Here is an 18669-nt window from a genome sequence, read left to right as displayed (position 1 = left end):
TCACAAATTGGGGTTGCCGCCCTTCGCTGCTTCCTGATAATCGGGGTGCCGATGTCCACTCCCCTGCTCGCCAATTACGATCTTCTTGCGCTCTCCATCTCGGTGGGAAAGATCGTGTTTCTGACCTTTCTCGTCATCCTGCCGCTGGTCTCGATCGCCGTTTATTTTGAGCGACGCATCTCGGCGGTGATCCAGGACCGTGTGGGTCCGAACCGGGTGGGGGTGCCGCTGACGCTGTTTGGATTCAAGAAAGACTGGCAGCCCTTCGGCATCGGCGGTCTGGCGCAGGCGGCGGCGGACGGGCTGAAGTTCATCCTGAAGGAAGACTTTGTGCCTGCGCATGTGCGGAAGTTTTACTACTGGCTGGCCCCGTGCATGACGGTGGTGCCGGCGCTCCTGACCTGCGTGGTGCTGCCGTTTGGCAGCGAGCTGAACCTGTCCTATTTCGGGATTGCCGAGCCGATCAAGCTGGTGATCGCAGACCTGAGCGTGGGGCCGCTTTTCACTTTCGCCATCGCCTCGATCGGCGTCTATGGCATCGTGCTGGCGGGCTGGGCCTCGAACTCGAAATATCCCTTCCTCGGCGGTGTGCGCGCGAGTGCGCAGATGATCTCGTACGAGATGTCGCTGGGGCTTTCGATCATCCCAGTGCTGATGATTTTCGGGGAGCTGAACCTGACGAAGATGTCCGCGTTTCAAGATGCGAACGGCTGGCTGCTGCTGCCGCTGTGGGGTGAAGGCCTGAGCCTTTCCCGCTGGGTGCTGCTGATCCCGATTGTGATCTCGTTTGTGATCTTCACGGTCTCGATGTTTGCCGAGACAAACCGTCTGCCGTTTGACCTGGCGGAGTGCGAAACGGAACTGGTGGCAGGTTATCACACGGAATACAGCTCGATGAAATTCGCGCTGTTCTTCATGGGCGAGTATGCGGCGATGATCATTGGCTCCGGCATGGCGGTGACGCTGTTCCTCGGTGGCTGGAGCATCCCGTTTGGGCCGGAGCTTTCGAAGCTCACTGGGCTGCAGTTCCACTACACACCGGGCATGACGCCGCTGTATACGGGGCTGCTGCACATCGCGACCTTCTTTGCGAAGGTGTTTTTGTTCATCGTGTTCTTCATCGTGATCCGCTGGACGCTGCCACGCTTCCGCTTTGACCAGCTGATGGCGCTGGGTTGGAAGGTGTTCTTCGAGCTGGCGCTGGCGAACGTGTTTTTGACGGCGCTGCTGATGTGGGCGTTTCCGCTGAAGTGAGAGCGAGAGTCAGAAACAGACCCTGCCAAACCCAGTTGCGGCGCAACTGGGCTACTTTCTGAGCCAGCGCTCTGTGATGAGGGCGAGGGCGGCGCCGAGGAAACCGCCGCAGATGTCGGCGGTCCAGTCCCAGAAGTCGCCGCCGCTGCGGCCGGGGGTGTGGAGCTGGTGCCATTCGTCGAAGCCGCCGACGGCGGCACAGAAGAGGACGGAGGCGAGGAAGGCGGCCTGGGTGGTTTTGGCGAAGCCGGCGAGGCGCAGGGCGAGGAGGAAGCACATGCCGCCGGCGGAGAAAAAGAGGGTGTGCTCAAACTTGTCCACACCTTCAAATTCCGCCGGGGATGGCAGATGGCTTTGCGAAGAGAGCCAGTAGAGGGTGATGAACCAGGCGCACACGAGAAGGCGCCATGGCATGGGCAAGGAGAGGAAGCGCGGGAGATGCATCTTGCGCGGTGGTATCACCACCGGATGAAACAGCAAGCAGGATTCGTGACATGGGCAAAGCGATAGACAAGAGCAGGGGTGCGCGTAAAACTTCGCCCGATTGATCCAATCCATCCCAACCCATTCATGAAACTGCACCTCGCTCTCGCCGCACTCTTCGCCACGCTTTCCTTTGCCACCGCAGGGGAGAAAGAAATCTTCAACGGCAAGGACCTGACCGGCTGGGAAGGCAACAAGGAGCTGTGGAGCGTACAGGATGGCACGATCACCGGCAAGACTCCCGCCGATCCAGCCAACCCGGCCAAGAGCATTCTGAAGCACAATACTTTCCTGGTGTGGAAGGGCGGCACGGTGGGTGACTTTGAGCTGACGTTTCAATACCGCATCGAGAAGGGGAACTCCGGACTGCAGTATCGCAGCAAGGAGCTGCCTGCAGGTGAGAACGGGCCGATCATCAGCGGCTACCAGGCGGACTTTGAAGCGGGCAAGACCTACAGCGGCATCCTCTATGAAGAGCGCGGTCGCGGCATCCTGGCGAAGCGCGGTGAGAAGACCGTGATCAAGCCCGCAGCGGATGGTGGCAAGAAGGCCGTGGTGGAAGTGACGGGCAGCGTGGGAGACAGCGCCGCGATCCAGGCAAGCATCAAGGAAGAGCAGTGGAACGAGTACCGCATCGTGGCGAAAGGCAACCATGTGCAGCATTTCATCAACGGCATGCAGACGGTGGATGTGACGGATGAGGATGCCGCCAATGCACCGAAGGAAGGCCTGCTGGCGCTGCAGATCCACGCCGGCCCGCCGATGGTGGTGCAGTTCAAGAATTTCAAGCTGGTGGAGACGAAGTAACCAAGTTCTCGGAAAACCTCTTATCAATGCCTGGCGGCGGAGCGGCTCAACTGGCTGCGTCCGCCGCTTTTTTGTTGTCGTTTAACCTTGAGCCACCCGGCCGGCCGAGATCAAAAGGGACAATCTTTTTGAGAAACAGTCCAGCCGTGCTTTGTTATTTACTTCATCATGCCCCGCCTGTTTCTCTCCACGCTTCTCCTGCTGACTTTTGGCTTTGCCGTCAATGCCGCCGCAGACACCGAATACCTTGTCGTCAGCGGCGGGCCCGCGGTGCGGCAGTTTGAGGATCTGCGCCGGCCGGGGGAGCAGCATGACCGCTGGTGGGGCAACTTCATCCGCACCGCGCGTGTGCGCATGCAGGAGATCCACAACACGGCACCTGCAGGCACACGCATCACGTGGCTGGTGTATCGCGACGGGTATGTGCGGCGCGGCGCGGCAGATCACGAGTCGTTGACGGCGAATGTGGAGTCGGTGCCGAAGGCCTACCCATACATCCATCTGGTGTGGTTCCGCACGACGGACGAACTGATCAACTACATCAACCACGGCACGTCGGGCCGCAGCAATTTGAAGATTTCAGGGTTCGAGTACTTCGGGCACTCCAACAAGTTCAGCTTCATGTTTGACTACAGTTCGGACACATATGCGACCAGCACCGCGTGGCTGCATGAACACGATCTGCGCAAGATCAGCCGCTGGGCCTTTAGCGGCAAGGCGTACTGCCAGAGCTGGGGCTGCCACACGGCAGAGAGTTTCAGCCAGGCGTGGAAGCGCGCCACCGGCACCAAAATGGTCGGTGCACGGGGCAAGACGGACTACTCGGACATGCACTTGCGCGACTGGCACGTGGGGCTCTCGAGCGGGGCGACTTGGGTGAGGTAGAGGAGGTGGCGGGGCCGGTTCTGCGAGACCGGCGGATTTGCCTCGTGGAGCAGCGGGACCTTTTTTGGCCGATGCGGAGCCTAGACCAACTCTCAAAAATCTTGTCACATTGCCCGGGCGGCGGAGCGGCCCCATTGGCTGCGTTAGTCGCTTGCCTGTTATTCTTCAATAGCAGGCGGCGCTCCCACCTTGCCACTGGGGCCGCTGCGCTCGCCGGTTCAATATGACAATCTTTTCGAGAACTGGTCTAGGGTATGGCGGAGCGTTGAGGGACCAAGATGGTCCCTCTCCTGCCGGAGGGCGCGTTTTAACGGAGCGCTGCGACTTCGAGGCGATTCACTTCCCGCTCCAGACGAAGGTCACCGGTTTGTCGATGTCTGGATGAACGCTGTGGTGGACGGGGCAGCCGAGGGCGGTGGCTTCGAGGAGCTTGCGGTCGGCGTGGTCTTCGGGCAGAGGGATCTCGATGGTGATGGGCAGGCGCACGATGCGGCGTGGGCTGTCCGCGCTCATGTGCTTTTCCACGCTGACCTTCATGCCGGCGATGTCGTAGCCCTTTTGCTGGGCCTTGATGCCGATGACGGTGGCCATGCAGGTGGCCAGCGCGGTGGCGACGAGGTCAGTGGGGCTGAAGGACTCGCCTTTGCCGTGGTTGTCCACCGGTGCATCGGTGAGGAGCTGGCCCTGCGAGGGGCCGTGGGTGGCACGGCAGCGCAGGCCGCCCTCGTAGTCAACGCTGATGGAGACGGCCATGGGAGGTGTGAAAGGTAAAAGGGAGCTCGATTACTGCACGGTGATAACACCGTTCATGAGCAGGAAGTGGCCGGGGAAAGTGCAGAAGTAGGGATAATCGCCCGCGGCGGAGACGACGAACTCGACGGTTTCGGTTTTGGTGGGCTGCACCAGGCCGGTGTGGGCGAGGATGTCCGGAGAGTCGGGGACGAAACCTTTGTCCACCAGAGTCATGCCGGCGGTGGCGATGGCATTCATCTTGTCCTTCGTGCCCGCCTTGCCGATCACGATGTTGTGCGCAAGCGGCACGGGATGGGCGTTGGTGAGGGTGAGCTTCACTTTCTGGCCCACTTTGGCGCTGATGGTCTTGATGTCATAGGCCATGCCGGCGGGGCCGTCGGGCTTGATGGTGACTTCCAGGGGAGGCATGTCCGCAGCCGGGGCCGCAGCAGCGACGCCCAGTTCTTCAGCCTTGGGCTTCGGACGAAGGGAGCCCAGGCCTTCCGCCACAAAGGCAAGCACCCAGAGCAGCACGAGACCACCGAGAATGGTACCGATGATCTTGTTGAGGAGAGACCAAATGGAGGGGGAATCTTCGGAAGAGGAAGGGTGGGCGGACATGAGCTAGAGATGAGGGATTGAAGGGTCATCAGAGCACAGCGGCGCGTGAAAGCAACCGCCGTGTGTCTCAGGGCTGAGCGCCTGCGAGGACTTCCTGCATCGCACGCCCGACCTGCGGGGAGTCGGTCTCCAGGAGATCATTGTGGTGGCCGCCCGGGATTTCGTGAAAAGTGACGACCTGCGGGTGGGCCTGCGAAAGCTCGCGGCCCATGCGCACGGGGATCACTTCGTCGTCACCGCCATGGAAGATGACGAACCGGGCGCCCGGACGCGCGGCGACCCGGCCCAGGGTCTGCTGATTGTCAAAACGGTGGCGGTTCAGGTAGCAGAGGGGCCAGCCAAGGACTATGCGGCCCATTTCCGTCATGGTGGTAAAAGGAGAAAGAAGCACGCCACGACAGACATCGAGATCGTCCGCAGCCATGAGTGCGGCGGCAGCGCCGAGGGAATGGCCGAGCACGGCCAGGCGTGGGTGCAGTTCTTCCTGGGTGGTTTGCAGGTGCGCCGCAAGGGCGGCCACGGCGGCCTTGGAGCTCTCGCGGATGCGATAAGGCGTCGGCTCGCCTTCGCACTCGCCGTAGCTGGGGTAGTCAATCAAGAGGTAGGCCTGGTGGGTGTCCCACCCGGAGGTATGGCTCAGCCAGTCGAGAGCCAGGGAGCCGTTTCCTGCGAAGCAGAGCCAGAGGGTCGGCGGCAGGCCGGAGGAGGGTGGCGAGTGCGGGGGGATGTAAAAGGCTGTCTGGCGCCCCTGGGAGGTGGTGAAGCGAATGCGCGCTCCACGGGCCTTTTGCAACGCCGTTTCATACTCGTTGCGGTAGGGATTAGGGAAGTAAATGAGACGGGACTGGCAGCTGAGCAGGAAGATCACAGGGGTGAGAACGATGATGGCGACGATGCGCAGGACTCGGTTCCAAAGAGACATGGGGAGATCAGTCAGGTGAATAGGTTTTGGACTTCAGCCTGCCGTTTTCAAAGGCGAGGAAGATGCCTTCACAATTGGGCTCCGTGGCATGCTCGGGGTGCATGAAGAAGGTGATGCTGCGCTCGTCCTCCACGATGATGGTGGGCTTTTTGCGGGGGCCGTCGGGTGGGTAGAGCCGGTTCTGGACAGCCATGACCTCCTCCCGCGTCATGCCGAGGCGGATGTCTGCAAAGAAGGTCTTGTAGCTGCGGTAGCGGGCATCGATCCATTCCGGATAGGCGGCCGCCATCACCAAACCTGCCGGGGCAAGCGTGAGGATAGAAATGAGCACGAGCAGCACTTTTAGCCCGAGACTGCGTACGCGAAAGGCGATGAAGAGCATGAGCACGGTGGCCACGATACCAAGCGCTGCCAGCACGAAGATGGGATGCGGGGAGGAGAGGCTCATGCGGCAGGATTTTGAGCCGTGTCGGGTGGAAAGGCGATCAAAAAGAGGGGGAATGGCAGCGGTGTGTGGCCTGCGGCAGCTGCTCTCTTCTCTTTCTTAGCGGACCGGCGTCCAGCGCAGGCGGTAGAAGTAACTGCCCTGGGGAGCGCCGGGCTTCTGCCAGGTGTAGGTGAAAGAGGCAGTGCTGTCCGCAGTGCGAATGGTCTGCTCCGTAGTCCAGGGGGCGGCGAGATTGGGGGAGCTTTCGAGGATGTAGCTGACCTGAGGATCGAGGCTGGAGAGATCCAGCAACAGGTTGCCGCCGCTGAGGCGGGGTGACACCGCGGGGCCGAGGCCAAGCTGGGTGTCCCAGGCGAGGCCGTAGTTGCGGCCATTCGTGCTGGTGGTGACGACGAGCATGTATTGTCCAGGTGGGAGGTTGTAGCAAAAGAGGTGCTCCACATTATCCACGGTGCTGGTGGAGGAGTAGAGCGGCGTGGCCCCGGGGATGAGGCCGGTGGCGGAGTAAAGCTTGAGGTTCAGGTCCGAAAGGGTGCCGGTGTAGTTGCGCGCGAAGCCAGAGAACGTGCGGTGCCAGGTCAGCGCGGCGGAGAAGGTGCTGCCGTAGCGGCCGGCAGGGATGCTGAAGAAGTAACGCCGCCCGGCAGCGGCATTGGTGGTGGCGGCGTAGTCCCAGCCACGAGAGGGTGACTCGGCGGTGGTGGAATACGTGTGCTGGCCGGCCTGCTGGATGTAGTAGGCATTGCGAAGGTTCAGCTCTCCGGCACCGAAAACGGCATCGTAGGGGGCGCTGTCGCTCGCACGCAGCCATTGGGGCAGGTTTTGCTTGGAAGCGCCGGCGAGCATCTGGGCCTTGATGACCTGGGGCATCTGCGCATTGGCGCTGCCCGAGGCCAGGGAGGCGGCGGATTGGAGCAGGACGGCCCCGGTACCGGCGATGGCGGGTGAGGCGTAGCTGGTTTCAGGCACATTGACGACGAGGTCTGGTTTCATGCGGCCGGAGCCGTCTGTGTTGGTGCCGCCGAGGCTGTGGAGTCCAGAACGCACCCCGGCGGTGAGGGCGTGATAATTGTTTCCCAGAAGGGGCGGGATGGCGCCGGTGCTGTTGTCCAGCGCGACGGAGACGATGCGACCATCCCGATTGATCATGAGATCCAGACTCCGCAACAGCTGGGGATCGGTCGTGGTATCCGCACTGCCTTTCCAACTGTGATTCTGCACGCGCGCCCCAAAATCCGTCGGTCCGGTGGCTGAGTAAAGACCCGTGAGGAAATCGTTCGCGGTGTAGATGCGGATGTCGGTGGCTCCCTGGGCGATGCCGGAGCCGTTGGCATAGAAGTAGAAGGCCACGGACTGCGCGTGGCTGAGCACCACGCCGGCGCCGGATCCGGCGGTAAATGTTTTGCCAGTGTAAGGGTCTGCCCCAGCAAAAGTGCCCGGCCCGCCTGCCTGGGGCAGGTAATTGGGCGGGGAGGTCTGATCATTGGCCTCGGAATCCAGCAGGATGATGCCCGCGCCGGTGGGCATGGAAGGGCCAAGTTCGGCCGCCAGCTGGGTGTACCCGATGTCATCGCGCCAGTCTGCACGCAAGGCCATGCGGCAGCCGAGCAGCAGAAACGGCACCACCCACCAGCGAGGGAGGATGGCGGCAGCTCGAAAGCGTCGGGAAGAGATCATGCAGCGGAGGTAAAGACAGCGCCTATGCGCGAGGCGTTTACGAAAAGTGGCAGATTATGCAGTTTTCTCATGCGGCCAAACCTGAAGACTGCGACGATCTGTTTACCGAGCCATGCACCCCGCGGATTCCGCCTCCATGTTCCAAGCTGCCGTCACCGCGTCAGGGAAGACGGTGGAGACTCTCGGCGCGGAGGGAGCGCTGGAGCAGATGACGGCCTTTTACCGAAATGTGCGCGCGGAGAGCTGCATCCTGGATGAAGAAGGGGACACCCTGCTGTGCGAGTGGGGCCTGCATGAGGAAGGACCCGTGCCCGGATTTCAGCTGGAATTCACCCGCCATTTCATCGAGCCCGGAGATGAAGATGAGGATGGCATGAGCCAGCTCTCCCTGACGCTGTACTACTCCCCTGCCCCGGAGCTGCAGGCACTGGAAAACGGGACGCGCCTGTGCACGATGCCGGATGGGGCAATGGAATTTGAAAACTCCGTGCGCTCGAGCGAAGCCTTTCAGGCCGTGGCCAGGCTGAAGCCTGTAAAGACGGACGCGGCGTGGTACGAAGTGTGACGCATTTGAAGAGAGCGGCGTTTTCAGCCCGACTGCCGAGGGGGTGAAAGACGTATCTTTTCTGGGGAGCCGCACTGGCGCAACAACCACCCCGTGATGTTATGAACACCGTTCTTGCGCTCATCGATTTTTCCGACGTCAGCTCAAAGGTTCTCGAACATGCCAGGACCCTGGCCAAGGCCTTTGAGAGCGAGGTGATTCTGGTACATGTGGTGCCGCCGGAGCCGCTGGTGGTGGATTTTGAGCCTCCAGCAGTGCCTCCCGATGTGTTTGAGGCGAGGCAGAAGGAGCTCTCAATCATGCGTGATGCACTGGCCAAGGAAGGGGTTCATGCCTCTGCGCAGGTGTTCGGGGGACTGCTGCAGGTTACGCTGCTAGAACAGATCGGGCGCATAGATCCCGATGTCATTGTGATGGGATCGCATGGCCATGGCTCGCTGTATCATTTGATTGTGGGCAGTGTGACGGAAGGGATCATTCGGAATGCGCAGAGGCCGGTGGTGATCATTCCGAGTGTGCCAGCGCCGCAGGCTCGTGTGCTGAAGGTGGCTGAAGCGGATGCGCCCGCCGAGGAGGCGGCGCTAGGGGTGCCTTTGCCGGCTTGAAACGATTCCGGAAAAGGTAGAAAGATTTGGGGTTAAAATCTTTCCCAGAGTTCAGATTTTGATTTTCATCCACCGCCGCCGCCGACCATCTGGGCATTGGGACTGGTCATGCGCGCGGGGTCGAGGGCTTCGGTGAGTTCGGCTTCGGTGATGCCGAGGTCTTGGAGGCGATCGAGACAGAGCTGGCGGACTGGGATGCCGGTCTTGGCGCTTTCTTTGGCAATCTGAGCGGCTTTGTCGTAGCCGATTTTGGAGTTTAGGCCGGTGACCATGGCGAGGCTGTGCTCGATGAAATTTGTGCAGCGTTCGTGGTTGGCGATGATGCCGCTGACGCAGCGTTCGCTGAAGAGGGTGGTGGCGTTGGCGAGGAGTTCGATGCTTTCCAGCAGCGCGGCTGCGAGTGAAGGCATCATGACATTGAGCTCGAGATTTCCATTGGCGGCGCACCAGGTGACGGTGGTGTCATTTCCCATGACGCGGGCGCAGACCTGCATGAGGCTCTCGCACATGACAGGGTTTACCTTGCCGGGCATGATGGAGCTGCCGGGCTGGGTGGCGGGAAGGATGATCTCTCCGATGGCGCATTGCGGGCCGGAGCTGAGCCAGCGGATGTCGTTGGCGATCTTGAACAGGCTGGTGGCTATGGTCTTGAGCTGGCCGCTGGTTTCCACGAGGGCGTCCTTGGCCGACTGGGCTTCGAAGTGATCCTGTGCGCGGCGAAAGGGCAGGCCGGTATTTTCCGCGAGGAGAGCAACGGCCTGCGCGGGCATGTCGGGATGGCTGTTTAAACCGGTGCCAACGGCAGTGCCGCCGAGAGGGAGCTCCATGAGGCCGTTGAGAGCCTTGTGCACACGATCCACGCCAAGCTCGGCCTGACGTGCGTAGCCTTTGAACTCCTGCCCGAGACGGACTGGTGTGGCATCCATAAGATGGGTGCGACCGATTTTGAGGACGTCCCAAAATTCCACGCTTTTGGCCGCCAGTGCGACGCGCAGAGCCTCCAGGGCAGGAAGGAGGCGAAGCTGCAACTCCAGCGCCACCGCAATGTGAATGGCGGTGGGAAAGGTGTCGTTGCTGGACTGGCCCATGTTCACGTGGTCATTCGGATGCACAGGGTCTTTGGCACCGATGGGCCTGCCGGCGAGCTGACAGGCACGGTTCGAGATGACCTCGTTCACGTTCATGTTGGTGCTCGTGCCAGATCCAGTCTGGTAGATGTCGATGACGAAGTGCGCATCGTGCGCGCCTGCAGCGACCTCCAACGCCGCCTTTTCAATGAGCGCGGTCTGGTCCTGCGGCAGCAATCCGAGAGCGTGGTGCACATGCGCAGCAGCCCACTTGATGAGGCCGTAGGCGTGAATGAGGGGCAAGGGCACGCGGCGGCCGCTGACGGGGAAATTGAGCACGGCCCGCTGGGTGCTGGCGCCATAGAGGGCGTCCTCCGGCACGGGCATCTCCCCCATGCTGTCTGTCTCCATGCGGGTTTTCATGACAGGCATACGCTTGTGGGAAATGTGGAATGACAAAAAAGCCGGGGGCATTGCGGCCCCCGGCTGGTGTGTGAGTTGGAATCTGAACGCGACGTCTGCTTACTTGGCTTCAGCGAGCACGCGCTTGATGTCGGCGGCCTGCTGGTCGGTGGCGGCGGCGTAGTCTTCCCAGACGACCTTGCCGTCCTTGATGAGGAAGCAGCTGCGCTTGGCGAGGGAGAGAAGACCTTTGGCCATCTTCTCGACTTTGAAAGCGGCGACGATTTTGCCTTCCGGGTCGGCAATGAGGTCGTAGGGGAGGGTGAACTTGTCCTTGAAGGCCTTCTGCGCTTCCGCCTTGTCAAAGGAGACGCCGAGGACCTGCACGCCCTGCTTGGAGAGATCGGCAAAGGCATCGCGGAGGGAGCAGGCCTGCTTGGTGCAGCCGGGGGTGTCGGCCTTCGGGTAGAAGAAGACGACCGTGGGGCCTTTCTTGTACACATCGGCAAAGTTCACCGTCTTGCCATCCTGATTGATGCCCGAGACCTCAGGGGCGGGATAGCTAACCATTTTGCCTTCGCCGGCATTGGCGGTTCCAAAGAGTGAGCTGAGCAGAGACATGGCGGTGAGAATGAAGAGACGCTTTTTCATGGCAGGATACGGGGTGGAGAGACTGAACGGACGGGATTATTCGATGCTGACCTTGACGCCAGGGATGGCGGCGGTGAGCTGTTTTACGCCGGACTTGGTGGCTTTGGACTGCCAAAGATGGACATTTTTGAGGCTCTTGATTTTGGCGAGGTGCTGCAATCCGGCATCTGTGATCTCGGTGCCGTAGAGATTGAGGGTCTCGAGCTTCTTCAAACCGATGAGCGCCTCGAGGCCGGCATCGGTGACCTTGGTCTGGCGCAGGTCCAGGGAGACCAGACGGGGCATCTGGCCGAGGGTCTTCAGAGCGGCGTCGGTGATGATGGTGCGACCGAGGTCCACCTGGACGATGTTTTCCTTGAGGGGAAGGATGGCGGCGACTTTTTCGTCGTTGCACTTGGAGACGCCGGTGAGGAAATCCACGCGGACGAGGGGGCTTTCCACCTTGATGGGAGAGACCTGGGCGCCGGCGGCCTTGGCTTTGGCAAGCTGGTCATCCGAAAGGGGCTTCACTTCCTTCTCCAAAGCGGCGTAAAAAAGGTCATGCGGACGGGGCTTGAAGGGCTTGGTGGATTCCGTCTGCGCACCCGCGGGCATGCCTTCCACGCTGCCGATCCAGCCGCCGAAGTTGGCGCCTTCCTCGATCCATTTCTTGAGGAGGGCGATTTCATCCTTGGTCAGATCCTCGCCTTTGGAAGGCATGTGGCCGTCATCGTCCTTGGGCAGCATGACAGACTCATAAATACCGCTCTTGTCCGGTGCGCCGGGAGTGAGGACGGGACCGTTTTCACTGCCCTTCAAAATGGCCCAGGAGGCATCCAGACGCAGGCCGGCTTTCGGGTCTTTTTTCTGGCCGTTCACCACCTGAGAAGCCTTGTGGCAATCCATGCACTTCTTAGTAATGGTGGGAAGCAGCTCCTTTTCGAAATTGACCGCGGCTTGTACTGAGGACGCAAGAAGGCAGGCGCTGGCAAGAATTGGCAAACGAAACACAATTGAGTGCATGTGGGGGTTGGATATGGTGATAGTACTAAAAAGATTGCGAGGCGCGTCAGCTCGACAAAATGATTGAGGCATGGATAACGCTTGCTTGTTCAGCTTGTTGCAGAGAAATATCGACAGACTCAACCACCTGCCATGAACACGATTATTTCGTCCCAGTTTGAAGCTGATGCACTCCTCCGACGCAGCACTCTGGCCATCGTCATGGGAGGGGGGGCCGGGACGCGACTCTTTCCGCTGACCAAGGACCGCGCGAAACCCGCGGTGCCGCTGGCGGGCAAGTACCGGCTGGTGGACATCCCGATCAGCAACTGCATCAATTCCGGCCTGCGCCAGGTGTATGTGCTTACGCAGTACAACAGCGCCTCGCTGAACCGGCACCTCTCGCGCACCTACCGCTTTGACCAGTTCACGCGCGGCTTTGTGGAAGTGCTGGCGGCGCAGCAGACACCCGATGGCGAACGGTGGTACCAGGGCACTGCGGATGCCGTGCGCCAGAACCTGCGCTACTTCCTCGAGGGCGGTCATGATTACTTCCTCATCCTCAGCGGGGACCAGCTCTACCGCATGGACTTCCGCAAGGTGATGCGCCAGCACCTGGCCAGCGAGGCTGATCTGACGATTGCCACACTGCCGGTCAACGAAAAGGATGCGACGAGCTTTGGCATCATGCACGCCGACGCCACCAACCGCATTCACGAGTTTGTGGAAAAGCCTAAAGATCCGGCGGTGCTCAAGAAGCTGCGCATGCCGGAGGAGACCCTGAAGGGGCTGGGCATTGAAACCACCGAGCCGCGCTTCCAGGCTTCGATGGGGATCTATCTTTTCAACCGCAAGGTGCTGGAGGAGTGCCTGGACAACACGCACAACGACTTCGGCAAGCACATCATTCCCACGGCGATCAAGGACCGCCGGGTGAATGCCTACAACTTCCACGGCTACTGGGAGGACATCGGTACGATCCGCAGCTTTTTCCAGGCCAATCTGGACCTGTGCAAAGTGGTGCCGCAGTTTGACTTCTTTGACTCGACCGCGCCCATCTTCTCCCACTCTCGTGCGCTGCCGGCCACGAAGATCAACGGCGCCACGATTCACCACGCACTGATCGCCGACGGCTGCATCGTGACGGATGCGCACATCGAAACCGCCGTGATTGGCGTGCGCTCGAAGATCGAGCCAGGCGCGACCATCCGTGACACGATCATCATGGGGGCCGATTTCTATGCTGGAGCGGCCGGCACAGATCCGGACCGCCCGCCGCCCGGGATCGGCCGCAACTGCCGCATTGAGCGCGCGATCATCGACAAGAACGTGCACATCGGCGACAACGTGGTGATCACCCCCGAAGGTAAACCGAGCGAAATGGACGGGGACAACTTCTACATCCGTGACGGCATTGTCTGCGTTCCCAAGGACGCGATCATCCCGGCCGGAACGTGGATTTGAGCCGTCCGCAAAAAATACTAACATGAGCGCGCGTGCATGCGTTTAGAGGCGTCAATCATGAAACATATCACCGGTGTTTTCCTAGCCTTAGGTCTCAGCCTTGCAGCGGCATCTGCCCAAGCTCCTGAACTGCGCACTTTCACCAATGCCCAGGGCAAGACAATTCAGGCCAAGATGCTCGGCGTCAGCGGGGCCAACGTGACGCTTGAGCTGGCCAATGGTCAGAAGTACTCGCTGGCCATCGCTTCCCTCTCGGCGGCGGACCAGCAGTTCATCAAGGCGAATGCGTTTAAAAGTCCGGCCGACAAACTGACGCCGGCGGAGATGAACGAAGTCGCAGGCCAGCCGCTTTTCGGCGATGTGATTCTGTGGGACTCCTCCGCCGAAGAACTGGCGACCAAGCTGAAGATCCCGCAGGAGTCGAAGACGAAGAACGCCAGCAGCTACCGCTCCTACACGAAGGAGGACTACATGCTGTTTGGCGCGCATCCTTACTCGGTGGCCATGTATGCGGAGAACGACAAGATCACCGGCTTCTCGCTCGTGTTTGCGAACAAGGGCGATCTCTTCAGCGCCAAGGGTGGCGGAGAAATGCACTTCGACAAAGACACACCGCCTGCCGAGGCGGCGAAGATCGTCAAGAAGGCCATGGACAAGGACCTGGCTGCGATCGCGGAGACGCTCACCAAAAAGCTCGGAGCGCCAAAGAAGGAGCGTTTTGGCGAGAAGGCCGGGCGCATGAACATGCAGCGCTGGGACTGGCGCGGGCATGCCATTCTTCTGGCCGAGGCCGAAGAAGTGTACGTCGGCGTGCAGATCGTCACCACCGCCTTTGCGGATGCCGGTGGCAAGGTGGAGGGAACGGGTGACAAGGAGATCCGCGCGCGTGTGCTGGCCAACCTGGAAAAGCGTGAGAATGGCGACGTGGTGGTGGGCGACCTGCCCATGGTGGACCAAGGCCCCAAAGGCTACTGCGTGCCGGCCACCGCGGAGCGCGCCATGCGCTATCTCGGCATTCCTGCGGACATGTACATCCTCGCCAACGCGGGCCAGAGCGGTTTTGGAGGCGGTACCAGCGTGGAGATGCTGCTGGAAGGCATCGCTCCGCAGATCCGCAGCAAGCGCCGCTCGTTTGATGCCTGGCAGGGCGAACTGAAAATGAAGGAGATTGCCAAGTACGTCGACAAAGGCGTGCCAATCATGTGGCGTCTGTACAGCACGGACAAGTTCAACGACACGGCAAACAAACGCACCCAGGACCGCAAAGCCGTGGCGAACTGGGCCTCCTGGAAAGCCAAGGTCACGGAAGAATCCGCCGCCAACCGGCTGCCGAAGGACAAAGACAGCGCCCACGTGGTCCTCATCACCGGGTACAACCGGGACACGAACGAGATCGCCTTCAGTGACAGCTGGGGAGAAGACTACAAAGAGCGCTGGATCACGCTGCCGGAGGCCGAGCAGGTGTCCCAGGGGCACTTTTATGTGGTAGGATTCTGAGAGGGTAGCGGGGATGGCTCCGCCATCAGTCTTGTCTCCCAGAGGTCACGGCATAGGTTCCAGGCAGCGGCGTTCTCAAGCGCCGGCTGCAATCGACGCAGAGAATGACGCCCAGGACAAGGGGCACGCACATGCCCACGAGCCAGTTGAGGAAGGCAGACTCTCTGATCTTTAACGACGCCATTACTTCAGCGATCACATTGGCCTCTTCAAGATACAACGGGCTGGCAGCATGCAATACGGCGAAGTCGGCTGCGGTGAGACGGCTGGGGTCAGAGCCGGTGCGGCGGAGGATTTCCGGCAGCGTTCTGATCTTATCGGTGAGCACGATGACCGAGTGATACCCCACCGTCAGAGACTGATCCTCGCCCCAGCGATGCAAAAGAACCACGACCTTCTGCCCTTGTTTGAGAGAACCGCAGACGCCCCAGTCGGGCTCCACCTGCTGATAGGTGTCATGCAGGTATGAGCCGCCGATACGAAGAGTGGTGGCACCGGCCAGTTCAGCCGAGGTCCCATACATGGCTTCCAGGCGCAAGGTGCAGCCCTCTTCCAGCCGGATCTCCGAAGCGGATTGATGAGCTTGCGAGGTAACTTTCATGACCTCTGCGATCACGAACGATTCCCAGGTGGTGAAATAGCCCAGGGAGCTGAGTTCCGGGCTGATGGCGACCTCCTTCGGTGTGGTGCCGAGCGGGATGAGCGGCAGCGGCCGCGCCATGCAGCAAGTCGTGAGACCAAGCAGCAGGAGCCAGCGCATGACATTTATCCCCTCATGGCGCGCTGGCGCAGGAAGTGGTCTGCGAGCACGAGGTGGACCATGGCTTCGATCATGGGCACGGCGCGGGGTAGGACGCAGGGATCGTGGCGGCCGCGGGCGGAGAGGGTGGTGTCCTCACCGGTGTTGGTCACGGTTTTCTGCTCGCGCAGGACAGTGGCGGTGGGCTTGAAGGCGACGCGGAAGACGATGTCTTCGCCGTTGCTGATGCCGCCCTGGATGCCGCCGCTGCGGTTGGTGCGGGTGCGGACTGTGCCGCCGTCCATGTAGAATTCGTCGTTGTGCTCCAGGCCGGTGAGGGTGGTGCCGCCAAAGCCGCTGCCGATTTCAAAGCCTTTGCAGGCGGGGAGGCTGAGCATGGCCTTGGCGAGATCTGCCTCCAGCTTGTCAAAGACGGGCTCGCCGAGGCCGGGGGGGACGCCGCGCACGACGCACTCGATGATGCCACCGACGCTGTTGCCTTCGCTGCGGATTTTTTCGATGAGCGCGATCATCTTTTCCGCCGCCACGGGGTCGCAGGTGCGGACGATGTTGGACTCGATGAGGGCAGAGGTGAGTTCCGCTGCGGCGGGGACCTGGGCCTCGATGTTCTGCACGGTCTTCACGTAGGCGAGGCATTCGTAGCCGGTGAGGGAATGCTGGAGGACTTTGCGGGCGATGGCACCAGCGGCGACGCGGCCGATGGTCTCGCGGGCGCTGGAGCGGCCGCCGCCGGAGACTGCGCGGATGCCGTACTTGGCATCGTAGGTGTAGTCTGCGTGGCTGGGGCGGTAGGACTGCTGCATCTCCGTGTAGGCGGAGGGGCGCTGGTCGGTATTGCGGACGAGGATGCCGATGGGAGTGCCGAGGGTGAGGCCATCGAGCACGCCGGAGAGGATTTCCGCTTTGTCGTCCTCTTTGCGAGGGGTTACGATCTTGCTCTGGCCGGGGCGGCGACGGTCCAGCTCTGCCTGAATGTCCTCCACGGAAAGGGGGATGCGCGGCGGGCAGCCGTCGATGACGACGCCGACGCCGACGCCGTGGGATTCACCCCAGGTGCTGATACGAAAAAGTGTGCCGAGACTGCTGGACATGCGGGGTGGCATCATGGGGCAATCCGCCCTGGGTTCAAGGGTTCTTCATGAGTGGAATCAAGGAATTGGGGAAATCCGAATTTGCATGCATTTTGCAGACGCCTGGCCGTTTATCGGCCATCGGTGAATCCAGTCATGAGCCCAAGACGCCTTGCCACAGCCGCCGCACTCGGCGTTTTTCTCGTTCTGGCGGGCGCTCAGGCCGCTGAAGAACGGCCGGCCATCGATGCTGGGTGCACTGAGATGCGGCAGCAAATGGAGGCGGCAGCGGGAAGGCTTTCTCACTTCGCCACTCAGGACATCATCCACAACCGGCATGATGAAAGGCGCTGGCCGGAGAAGATGCTGGAGGAACAGGTGCAGCTGATGAAGGAGTTGCACCAATGGGCCCAGCGCCCCGAGTGCCTGAGAGTGCTGATCAAGCACGATGACGCCAAGGTGCGCACGCTGGCGCTTGGGGCCTTGTTTGTGCGGGAGGAGGCGCATGACCTGCCGCTGATCGCCGCGAGTGCTGATGACACGGCGGCCACATTTCCGGAGATTCACGCATCATTAAACAGCGCGCTCGGCCCGCTGCCGATGGCGGAATTTGAAGGACCTCAAACGGTGGGAGACGTGGCCCGGGCGATGCTGGATTTTTATTTTAAGGCCAGCACGAAGAAGAAGCTCTCCTTTGACGAATACTGGAAGCAGCGTGCGAACCGTAAGCACTGCGCGGGCTGGTTTCTTGTTAAACTCAATCGTGCAGACCGCCTGAGCTCGCCGATTCAGCCCTCCTATCAGGCTGATGTACAACGTGTGCTGGATGAGATCCATGCGCTGCCGATGCCGGAGCGCGCATGGACGCTGCTCTATGTGCGCAGCATGAGCCCTGTAAAATTAGTCCCTCTTTCCCCGGATGCAGCGTGTGTTTCTGCCTTGAGGGAGGCTGGCCCTGCTCAAATCGTGCGGTTCCTGAAACAACGGCGCATTACGGACGATCCGGACCTTTGGCTGGACGCTCTTGACCCAAGCAGCAGCCGCTCGTTTGAATGGATGGCCATCTTCCTCCTGCGCCACGCACGGGAGCTGCTGCGAGCGGAGGATGCTCCGGTGCTGCTGGACTGCGAGAGCGAACAACGCAGCACGACCCGAAAGACGCTGACCGGCGCGTCTCCATACTGGGCCGCTGCGGCCGCGGAACTGACCGGTGAAAGGGATCTCCCATCTGCCATTCACCTCATTGACGAAGCACTCGAACGTTTCCCGATGAAAGTCTTCGGACGCTTCCCGATCAAAGTCGTCAGCGGAGGGGGACAACAGGCGGTGCTGATGGGCGCGCTGTGGCGGGCAGCGGGGGCCCGTGAGAAGCAGAGATTTGTTGAATGGTTTTATCTGGCCCAGGCCAGGCTGAAAGAGTCCCGAAACGATGCGTCGAATCATGGGCCTATGGATTTTTTATATCTGGTGCGAGGCAGCAATCGGCCGGACATCCCTGAGTTTCTGGGAGCTCTGGTCAACGACGGGAGATTTGATGAAACAGACTGGTACACGCTCAAGGCATTGCTGGAAACGGCGAACGATGGACTGACGACGCCCTTGGTCAGTGAGAAGGACCTCAATGATGCCTGGCCTGCAAGACGCCGGCCGGATCAAGCCGAAGTGCTGGCGCAGTGGCGGAAGATTCTGCGGCAGCACTTCGACCGTGGGAAATGAACGACCTCTGTCCAAGCGGGCTGGTGAGTCGGTTCCGGGGATTGCAAGACGATTAGAAAACT

The 18669-nt window shown here is 60.9% G+C and carries 19 protein-coding genes; 8 read left to right on the top strand and 11 right to left on the bottom strand.

Annotated features, from left to right (window positions below):
• Positions 1 to 51: 51 nt before the first annotated feature.
• Positions 52 to 1254 (top strand): NADH-quinone oxidoreductase subunit H, encoded by a 1203-nt coding sequence (locus ACILSR_RS18820; protein ID WP_395751342.1) that lies wholly within the window; start codon positions 52 to 54, stop codon positions 1252 to 1254.
• A gap of 51 nt (positions 1255 to 1305) precedes the next feature.
• On the opposite strand, the gene ACILSR_RS18815 is transcribed toward ACILSR_RS18820, so the two are convergent.
• A complete protein-coding gene (locus tag ACILSR_RS18815; RefSeq protein ID WP_395751341.1) occupies positions 1306 to 1668 on the bottom strand; it encodes a VanZ family protein in 363 nt (120 codons plus the stop codon).
• 156 nt (positions 1669 to 1824) lie between these two features.
• Here ACILSR_RS18815 and ACILSR_RS18810 point away from each other — a divergent pair, with 156 nt between their 5' ends.
• Together ACILSR_RS18810 and ACILSR_RS18805 are read left to right on the top strand one after the other, a co-directional pair.
• Positions 1825 to 2544: a DUF1080 domain-containing protein gene (locus ACILSR_RS18810; protein ID WP_395751340.1), complete on the top strand. Its 720-nt coding sequence runs from the start codon at positions 1825 to 1827 to the stop codon at positions 2542 to 2544.
• A 168-nt stretch (positions 2545 to 2712) separates the two neighbouring features.
• Complete coding sequence (locus ACILSR_RS18805; protein ID WP_395751339.1) at positions 2713 to 3429, top strand: hypothetical protein; 717 nt, start codon at positions 2713 to 2715, stop codon at positions 3427 to 3429.
• A gap of 336 nt (positions 3430 to 3765) precedes the next feature.
• Here the strand turns inward: ACILSR_RS18805 and ACILSR_RS18800 are convergent, their stop codons facing one another.
• The 5 genes from ACILSR_RS18800 to ACILSR_RS18780 form a co-directional block, all read right to left on the bottom strand.
• Positions 3766 to 4182, bottom strand: coding sequence for an OsmC family protein (locus ACILSR_RS18800; protein WP_395751338.1), 417 nt, complete (start codon positions 4180 to 4182; stop codon positions 3766 to 3768).
• A gap of 30 nt (positions 4183 to 4212) precedes the next feature.
• Positions 4213 to 4782: a plastocyanin/azurin family copper-binding protein gene (locus ACILSR_RS18795; protein WP_395751337.1), complete on the bottom strand. Its 570-nt coding sequence runs from the start codon at positions 4780 to 4782 to the stop codon at positions 4213 to 4215.
• A gap of 67 nt (positions 4783 to 4849) precedes the next feature.
• Positions 4850 to 5704 carry an alpha/beta fold hydrolase gene (locus tag ACILSR_RS18790; RefSeq protein WP_395751336.1) on the bottom strand — a complete coding sequence of 285 codons (855 nt, stop codon included), beginning with the start codon at positions 5702 to 5704 and terminating at the stop codon, positions 4850 to 4852.
• 7 nt (positions 5705 to 5711) lie between these two features.
• Complete coding sequence (locus ACILSR_RS18785; protein ID WP_395751335.1) at positions 5712 to 6152, bottom strand: hypothetical protein; 441 nt, start codon at positions 6150 to 6152, stop codon at positions 5712 to 5714.
• Between the two features lie 96 nt (positions 6153 to 6248).
• Positions 6249 to 7829 (bottom strand): hypothetical protein, encoded by a 1581-nt coding sequence (locus ACILSR_RS18780; protein ID WP_395751334.1) that lies wholly within the window; start codon positions 7827 to 7829, stop codon positions 6249 to 6251.
• Between the two features lie 136 nt (positions 7830 to 7965).
• Here ACILSR_RS18780 and ACILSR_RS18775 point away from each other — a divergent pair, with 136 nt between their 5' ends.
• Both ACILSR_RS18775 and ACILSR_RS18770 read left to right on the top strand, forming a co-directional pair.
• Complete coding sequence (locus ACILSR_RS18775) at positions 7966 to 8394, top strand: hypothetical protein (RefSeq protein ID WP_395751333.1); 429 nt, start codon at positions 7966 to 7968, stop codon at positions 8392 to 8394.
• A gap of 101 nt (positions 8395 to 8495) precedes the next feature.
• Positions 8496 to 8999, top strand: a complete 504-nt coding sequence (locus ACILSR_RS18770; RefSeq protein WP_395751332.1) for a universal stress protein — start codon at positions 8496 to 8498, stop codon at positions 8997 to 8999.
• Between the two features lie 65 nt (positions 9000 to 9064).
• Here the strand turns inward: ACILSR_RS18770 and ACILSR_RS18765 are convergent, their stop codons facing one another.
• The 3 genes from ACILSR_RS18765 to ACILSR_RS18755 form a co-directional block, all read right to left on the bottom strand.
• Positions 9065 to 10489, bottom strand: a complete 1425-nt coding sequence (locus tag ACILSR_RS18765) for a class II fumarate hydratase (RefSeq protein WP_395751331.1) — start codon at positions 10487 to 10489, stop codon at positions 9065 to 9067.
• Between the two features lie 99 nt (positions 10490 to 10588).
• On the bottom strand, positions 10589 to 11119 hold the full coding sequence (locus tag ACILSR_RS18760) for a peroxiredoxin (protein ID WP_395751330.1): 531 nt from the start codon (positions 11117 to 11119) through the stop codon (positions 10589 to 10591).
• Positions 11120 to 11155: 36 nt separating this feature from the next.
• Positions 11156 to 12121: a c-type cytochrome domain-containing protein gene (locus ACILSR_RS18755; RefSeq protein ID WP_395751329.1), complete on the bottom strand. Its 966-nt coding sequence runs from the start codon at positions 12119 to 12121 to the stop codon at positions 11156 to 11158.
• A 132-nt stretch (positions 12122 to 12253) separates the two neighbouring features.
• Between ACILSR_RS18755 and ACILSR_RS18750 the strand changes: the two genes are divergently transcribed.
• Positions 12254 to 13564 (top strand): glucose-1-phosphate adenylyltransferase, encoded by a 1311-nt coding sequence (locus ACILSR_RS18750; protein WP_395751328.1) that lies wholly within the window; start codon positions 12254 to 12256, stop codon positions 13562 to 13564.
• A gap of 57 nt (positions 13565 to 13621) precedes the next feature.
• The gene (locus tag ACILSR_RS18745; RefSeq protein ID WP_395751327.1) at positions 13622 to 15061 is read left to right on the top strand and encodes a C39 family peptidase; all 1440 of its coding nucleotides are present in this window, start codon (positions 13622 to 13624) and stop codon (positions 15059 to 15061) included.
• 25 nt (positions 15062 to 15086) lie between these two features.
• Here ACILSR_RS18745 and ACILSR_RS18740 read toward each other — a convergent pair whose 3' ends face one another.
• Together ACILSR_RS18740 and aroC are read right to left on the bottom strand one after the other, a co-directional pair.
• Complete coding sequence (locus ACILSR_RS18740) at positions 15087 to 15821, bottom strand: hypothetical protein (protein WP_395751326.1); 735 nt, start codon at positions 15819 to 15821, stop codon at positions 15087 to 15089.
• Between the two features lie 5 nt (positions 15822 to 15826).
• Positions 15827 to 16912 (bottom strand): chorismate synthase, encoded by a 1086-nt coding sequence (gene aroC / locus ACILSR_RS18735; RefSeq protein WP_395751325.1) that lies wholly within the window; start codon positions 16910 to 16912, stop codon positions 15827 to 15829.
• A 135-nt stretch (positions 16913 to 17047) separates the two neighbouring features.
• Here aroC and ACILSR_RS18730 point away from each other — a divergent pair, with 135 nt between their 5' ends.
• Positions 17048 to 18607, top strand: a complete 1560-nt coding sequence (locus tag ACILSR_RS18730) for a hypothetical protein (protein ID WP_395751324.1) — start codon at positions 17048 to 17050, stop codon at positions 18605 to 18607.
• Positions 18608 to 18669 lie beyond the last annotated feature (62 nt).

This window comes from Prosthecobacter sp., assembly GCF_044222565.1.
Classification (GTDB): domain Bacteria; phylum Verrucomicrobiota; class Verrucomicrobiia; order Verrucomicrobiales; family Verrucomicrobiaceae; genus Prosthecobacter.
The sequence above is the reverse complement of the archived record's forward strand: the minus strand, read 5'-3'. Positions and strand labels throughout refer to the sequence as shown.

What these genes read in the sequence shown, in the direction of transcription:
- ACILSR_RS18820 (WP_395751342.1), top strand. Translation starts at nt 52, where the DNA reads ATGTCCACTCCCCTGCTCGCCAATTACGATCTTCTTGCGCTCTCCATC.
- ACILSR_RS18815 (WP_395751341.1), bottom strand. Translation starts at nt 1,668, where the DNA reads ATGCCATGGCGCCTTCTCGTGTGCGCCTGGTTCATCACCCTCTACTGG.
- ACILSR_RS18810 (WP_395751340.1), top strand. Translation starts at nt 1,825, where the DNA reads ATGAAACTGCACCTCGCTCTCGCCGCACTCTTCGCCACGCTTTCCTTT.
- ACILSR_RS18805 (WP_395751339.1), top strand. Translation starts at nt 2,713, where the DNA reads ATGCCCCGCCTGTTTCTCTCCACGCTTCTCCTGCTGACTTTTGGCTTT.
- ACILSR_RS18800 (WP_395751338.1), bottom strand. Translation starts at nt 4,182, where the DNA reads ATGGCCGTCTCCATCAGCGTTGACTACGAGGGCGGCCTGCGCTGCCGT.
- ACILSR_RS18795 (WP_395751337.1), bottom strand. Translation starts at nt 4,782, where the DNA reads ATGTCCGCCCACCCTTCCTCTTCCGAAGATTCCCCCTCCATTTGGTCT.
- ACILSR_RS18790 (WP_395751336.1), bottom strand. Translation starts at nt 5,704, where the DNA reads ATGTCTCTTTGGAACCGAGTCCTGCGCATCGTCGCCATCATCGTTCTC.
- ACILSR_RS18785 (WP_395751335.1), bottom strand. Translation starts at nt 6,152, where the DNA reads ATGAGCCTCTCCTCCCCGCATCCCATCTTCGTGCTGGCAGCGCTTGGT.
- ACILSR_RS18780 (WP_395751334.1), bottom strand. Translation starts at nt 7,829, where the DNA reads ATGATCTCTTCCCGACGCTTTCGAGCTGCCGCCATCCTCCCTCGCTGG.
- ACILSR_RS18775 (WP_395751333.1), top strand. Translation starts at nt 7,966, where the DNA reads ATGTTCCAAGCTGCCGTCACCGCGTCAGGGAAGACGGTGGAGACTCTC.
- ACILSR_RS18770 (WP_395751332.1), top strand. Translation starts at nt 8,496, where the DNA reads ATGAACACCGTTCTTGCGCTCATCGATTTTTCCGACGTCAGCTCAAAG.
- ACILSR_RS18765 (WP_395751331.1), bottom strand. Translation starts at nt 10,489, where the DNA reads ATGAAAACCCGCATGGAGACAGACAGCATGGGGGAGATGCCCGTGCCG.
- ACILSR_RS18760 (WP_395751330.1), bottom strand. Translation starts at nt 11,119, where the DNA reads ATGAAAAAGCGTCTCTTCATTCTCACCGCCATGTCTCTGCTCAGCTCA.
- ACILSR_RS18755 (WP_395751329.1), bottom strand. Translation starts at nt 12,121, where the DNA reads ATGCACTCAATTGTGTTTCGTTTGCCAATTCTTGCCAGCGCCTGCCTT.
- ACILSR_RS18750 (WP_395751328.1), top strand. Translation starts at nt 12,254, where the DNA reads ATGAACACGATTATTTCGTCCCAGTTTGAAGCTGATGCACTCCTCCGA.
- ACILSR_RS18745 (WP_395751327.1), top strand. Translation starts at nt 13,622, where the DNA reads ATGAAACATATCACCGGTGTTTTCCTAGCCTTAGGTCTCAGCCTTGCA.
- ACILSR_RS18740 (WP_395751326.1), bottom strand. Translation starts at nt 15,821, where the DNA reads ATGCGCTGGCTCCTGCTGCTTGGTCTCACGACTTGCTGCATGGCGCGG.
- aroC (WP_395751325.1), bottom strand. Translation starts at nt 16,912, where the DNA reads ATGTCCAGCAGTCTCGGCACACTTTTTCGTATCAGCACCTGGGGTGAA.
- ACILSR_RS18730 (WP_395751324.1), top strand. Translation starts at nt 17,048, where the DNA reads ATGAGCCCAAGACGCCTTGCCACAGCCGCCGCACTCGGCGTTTTTCTC.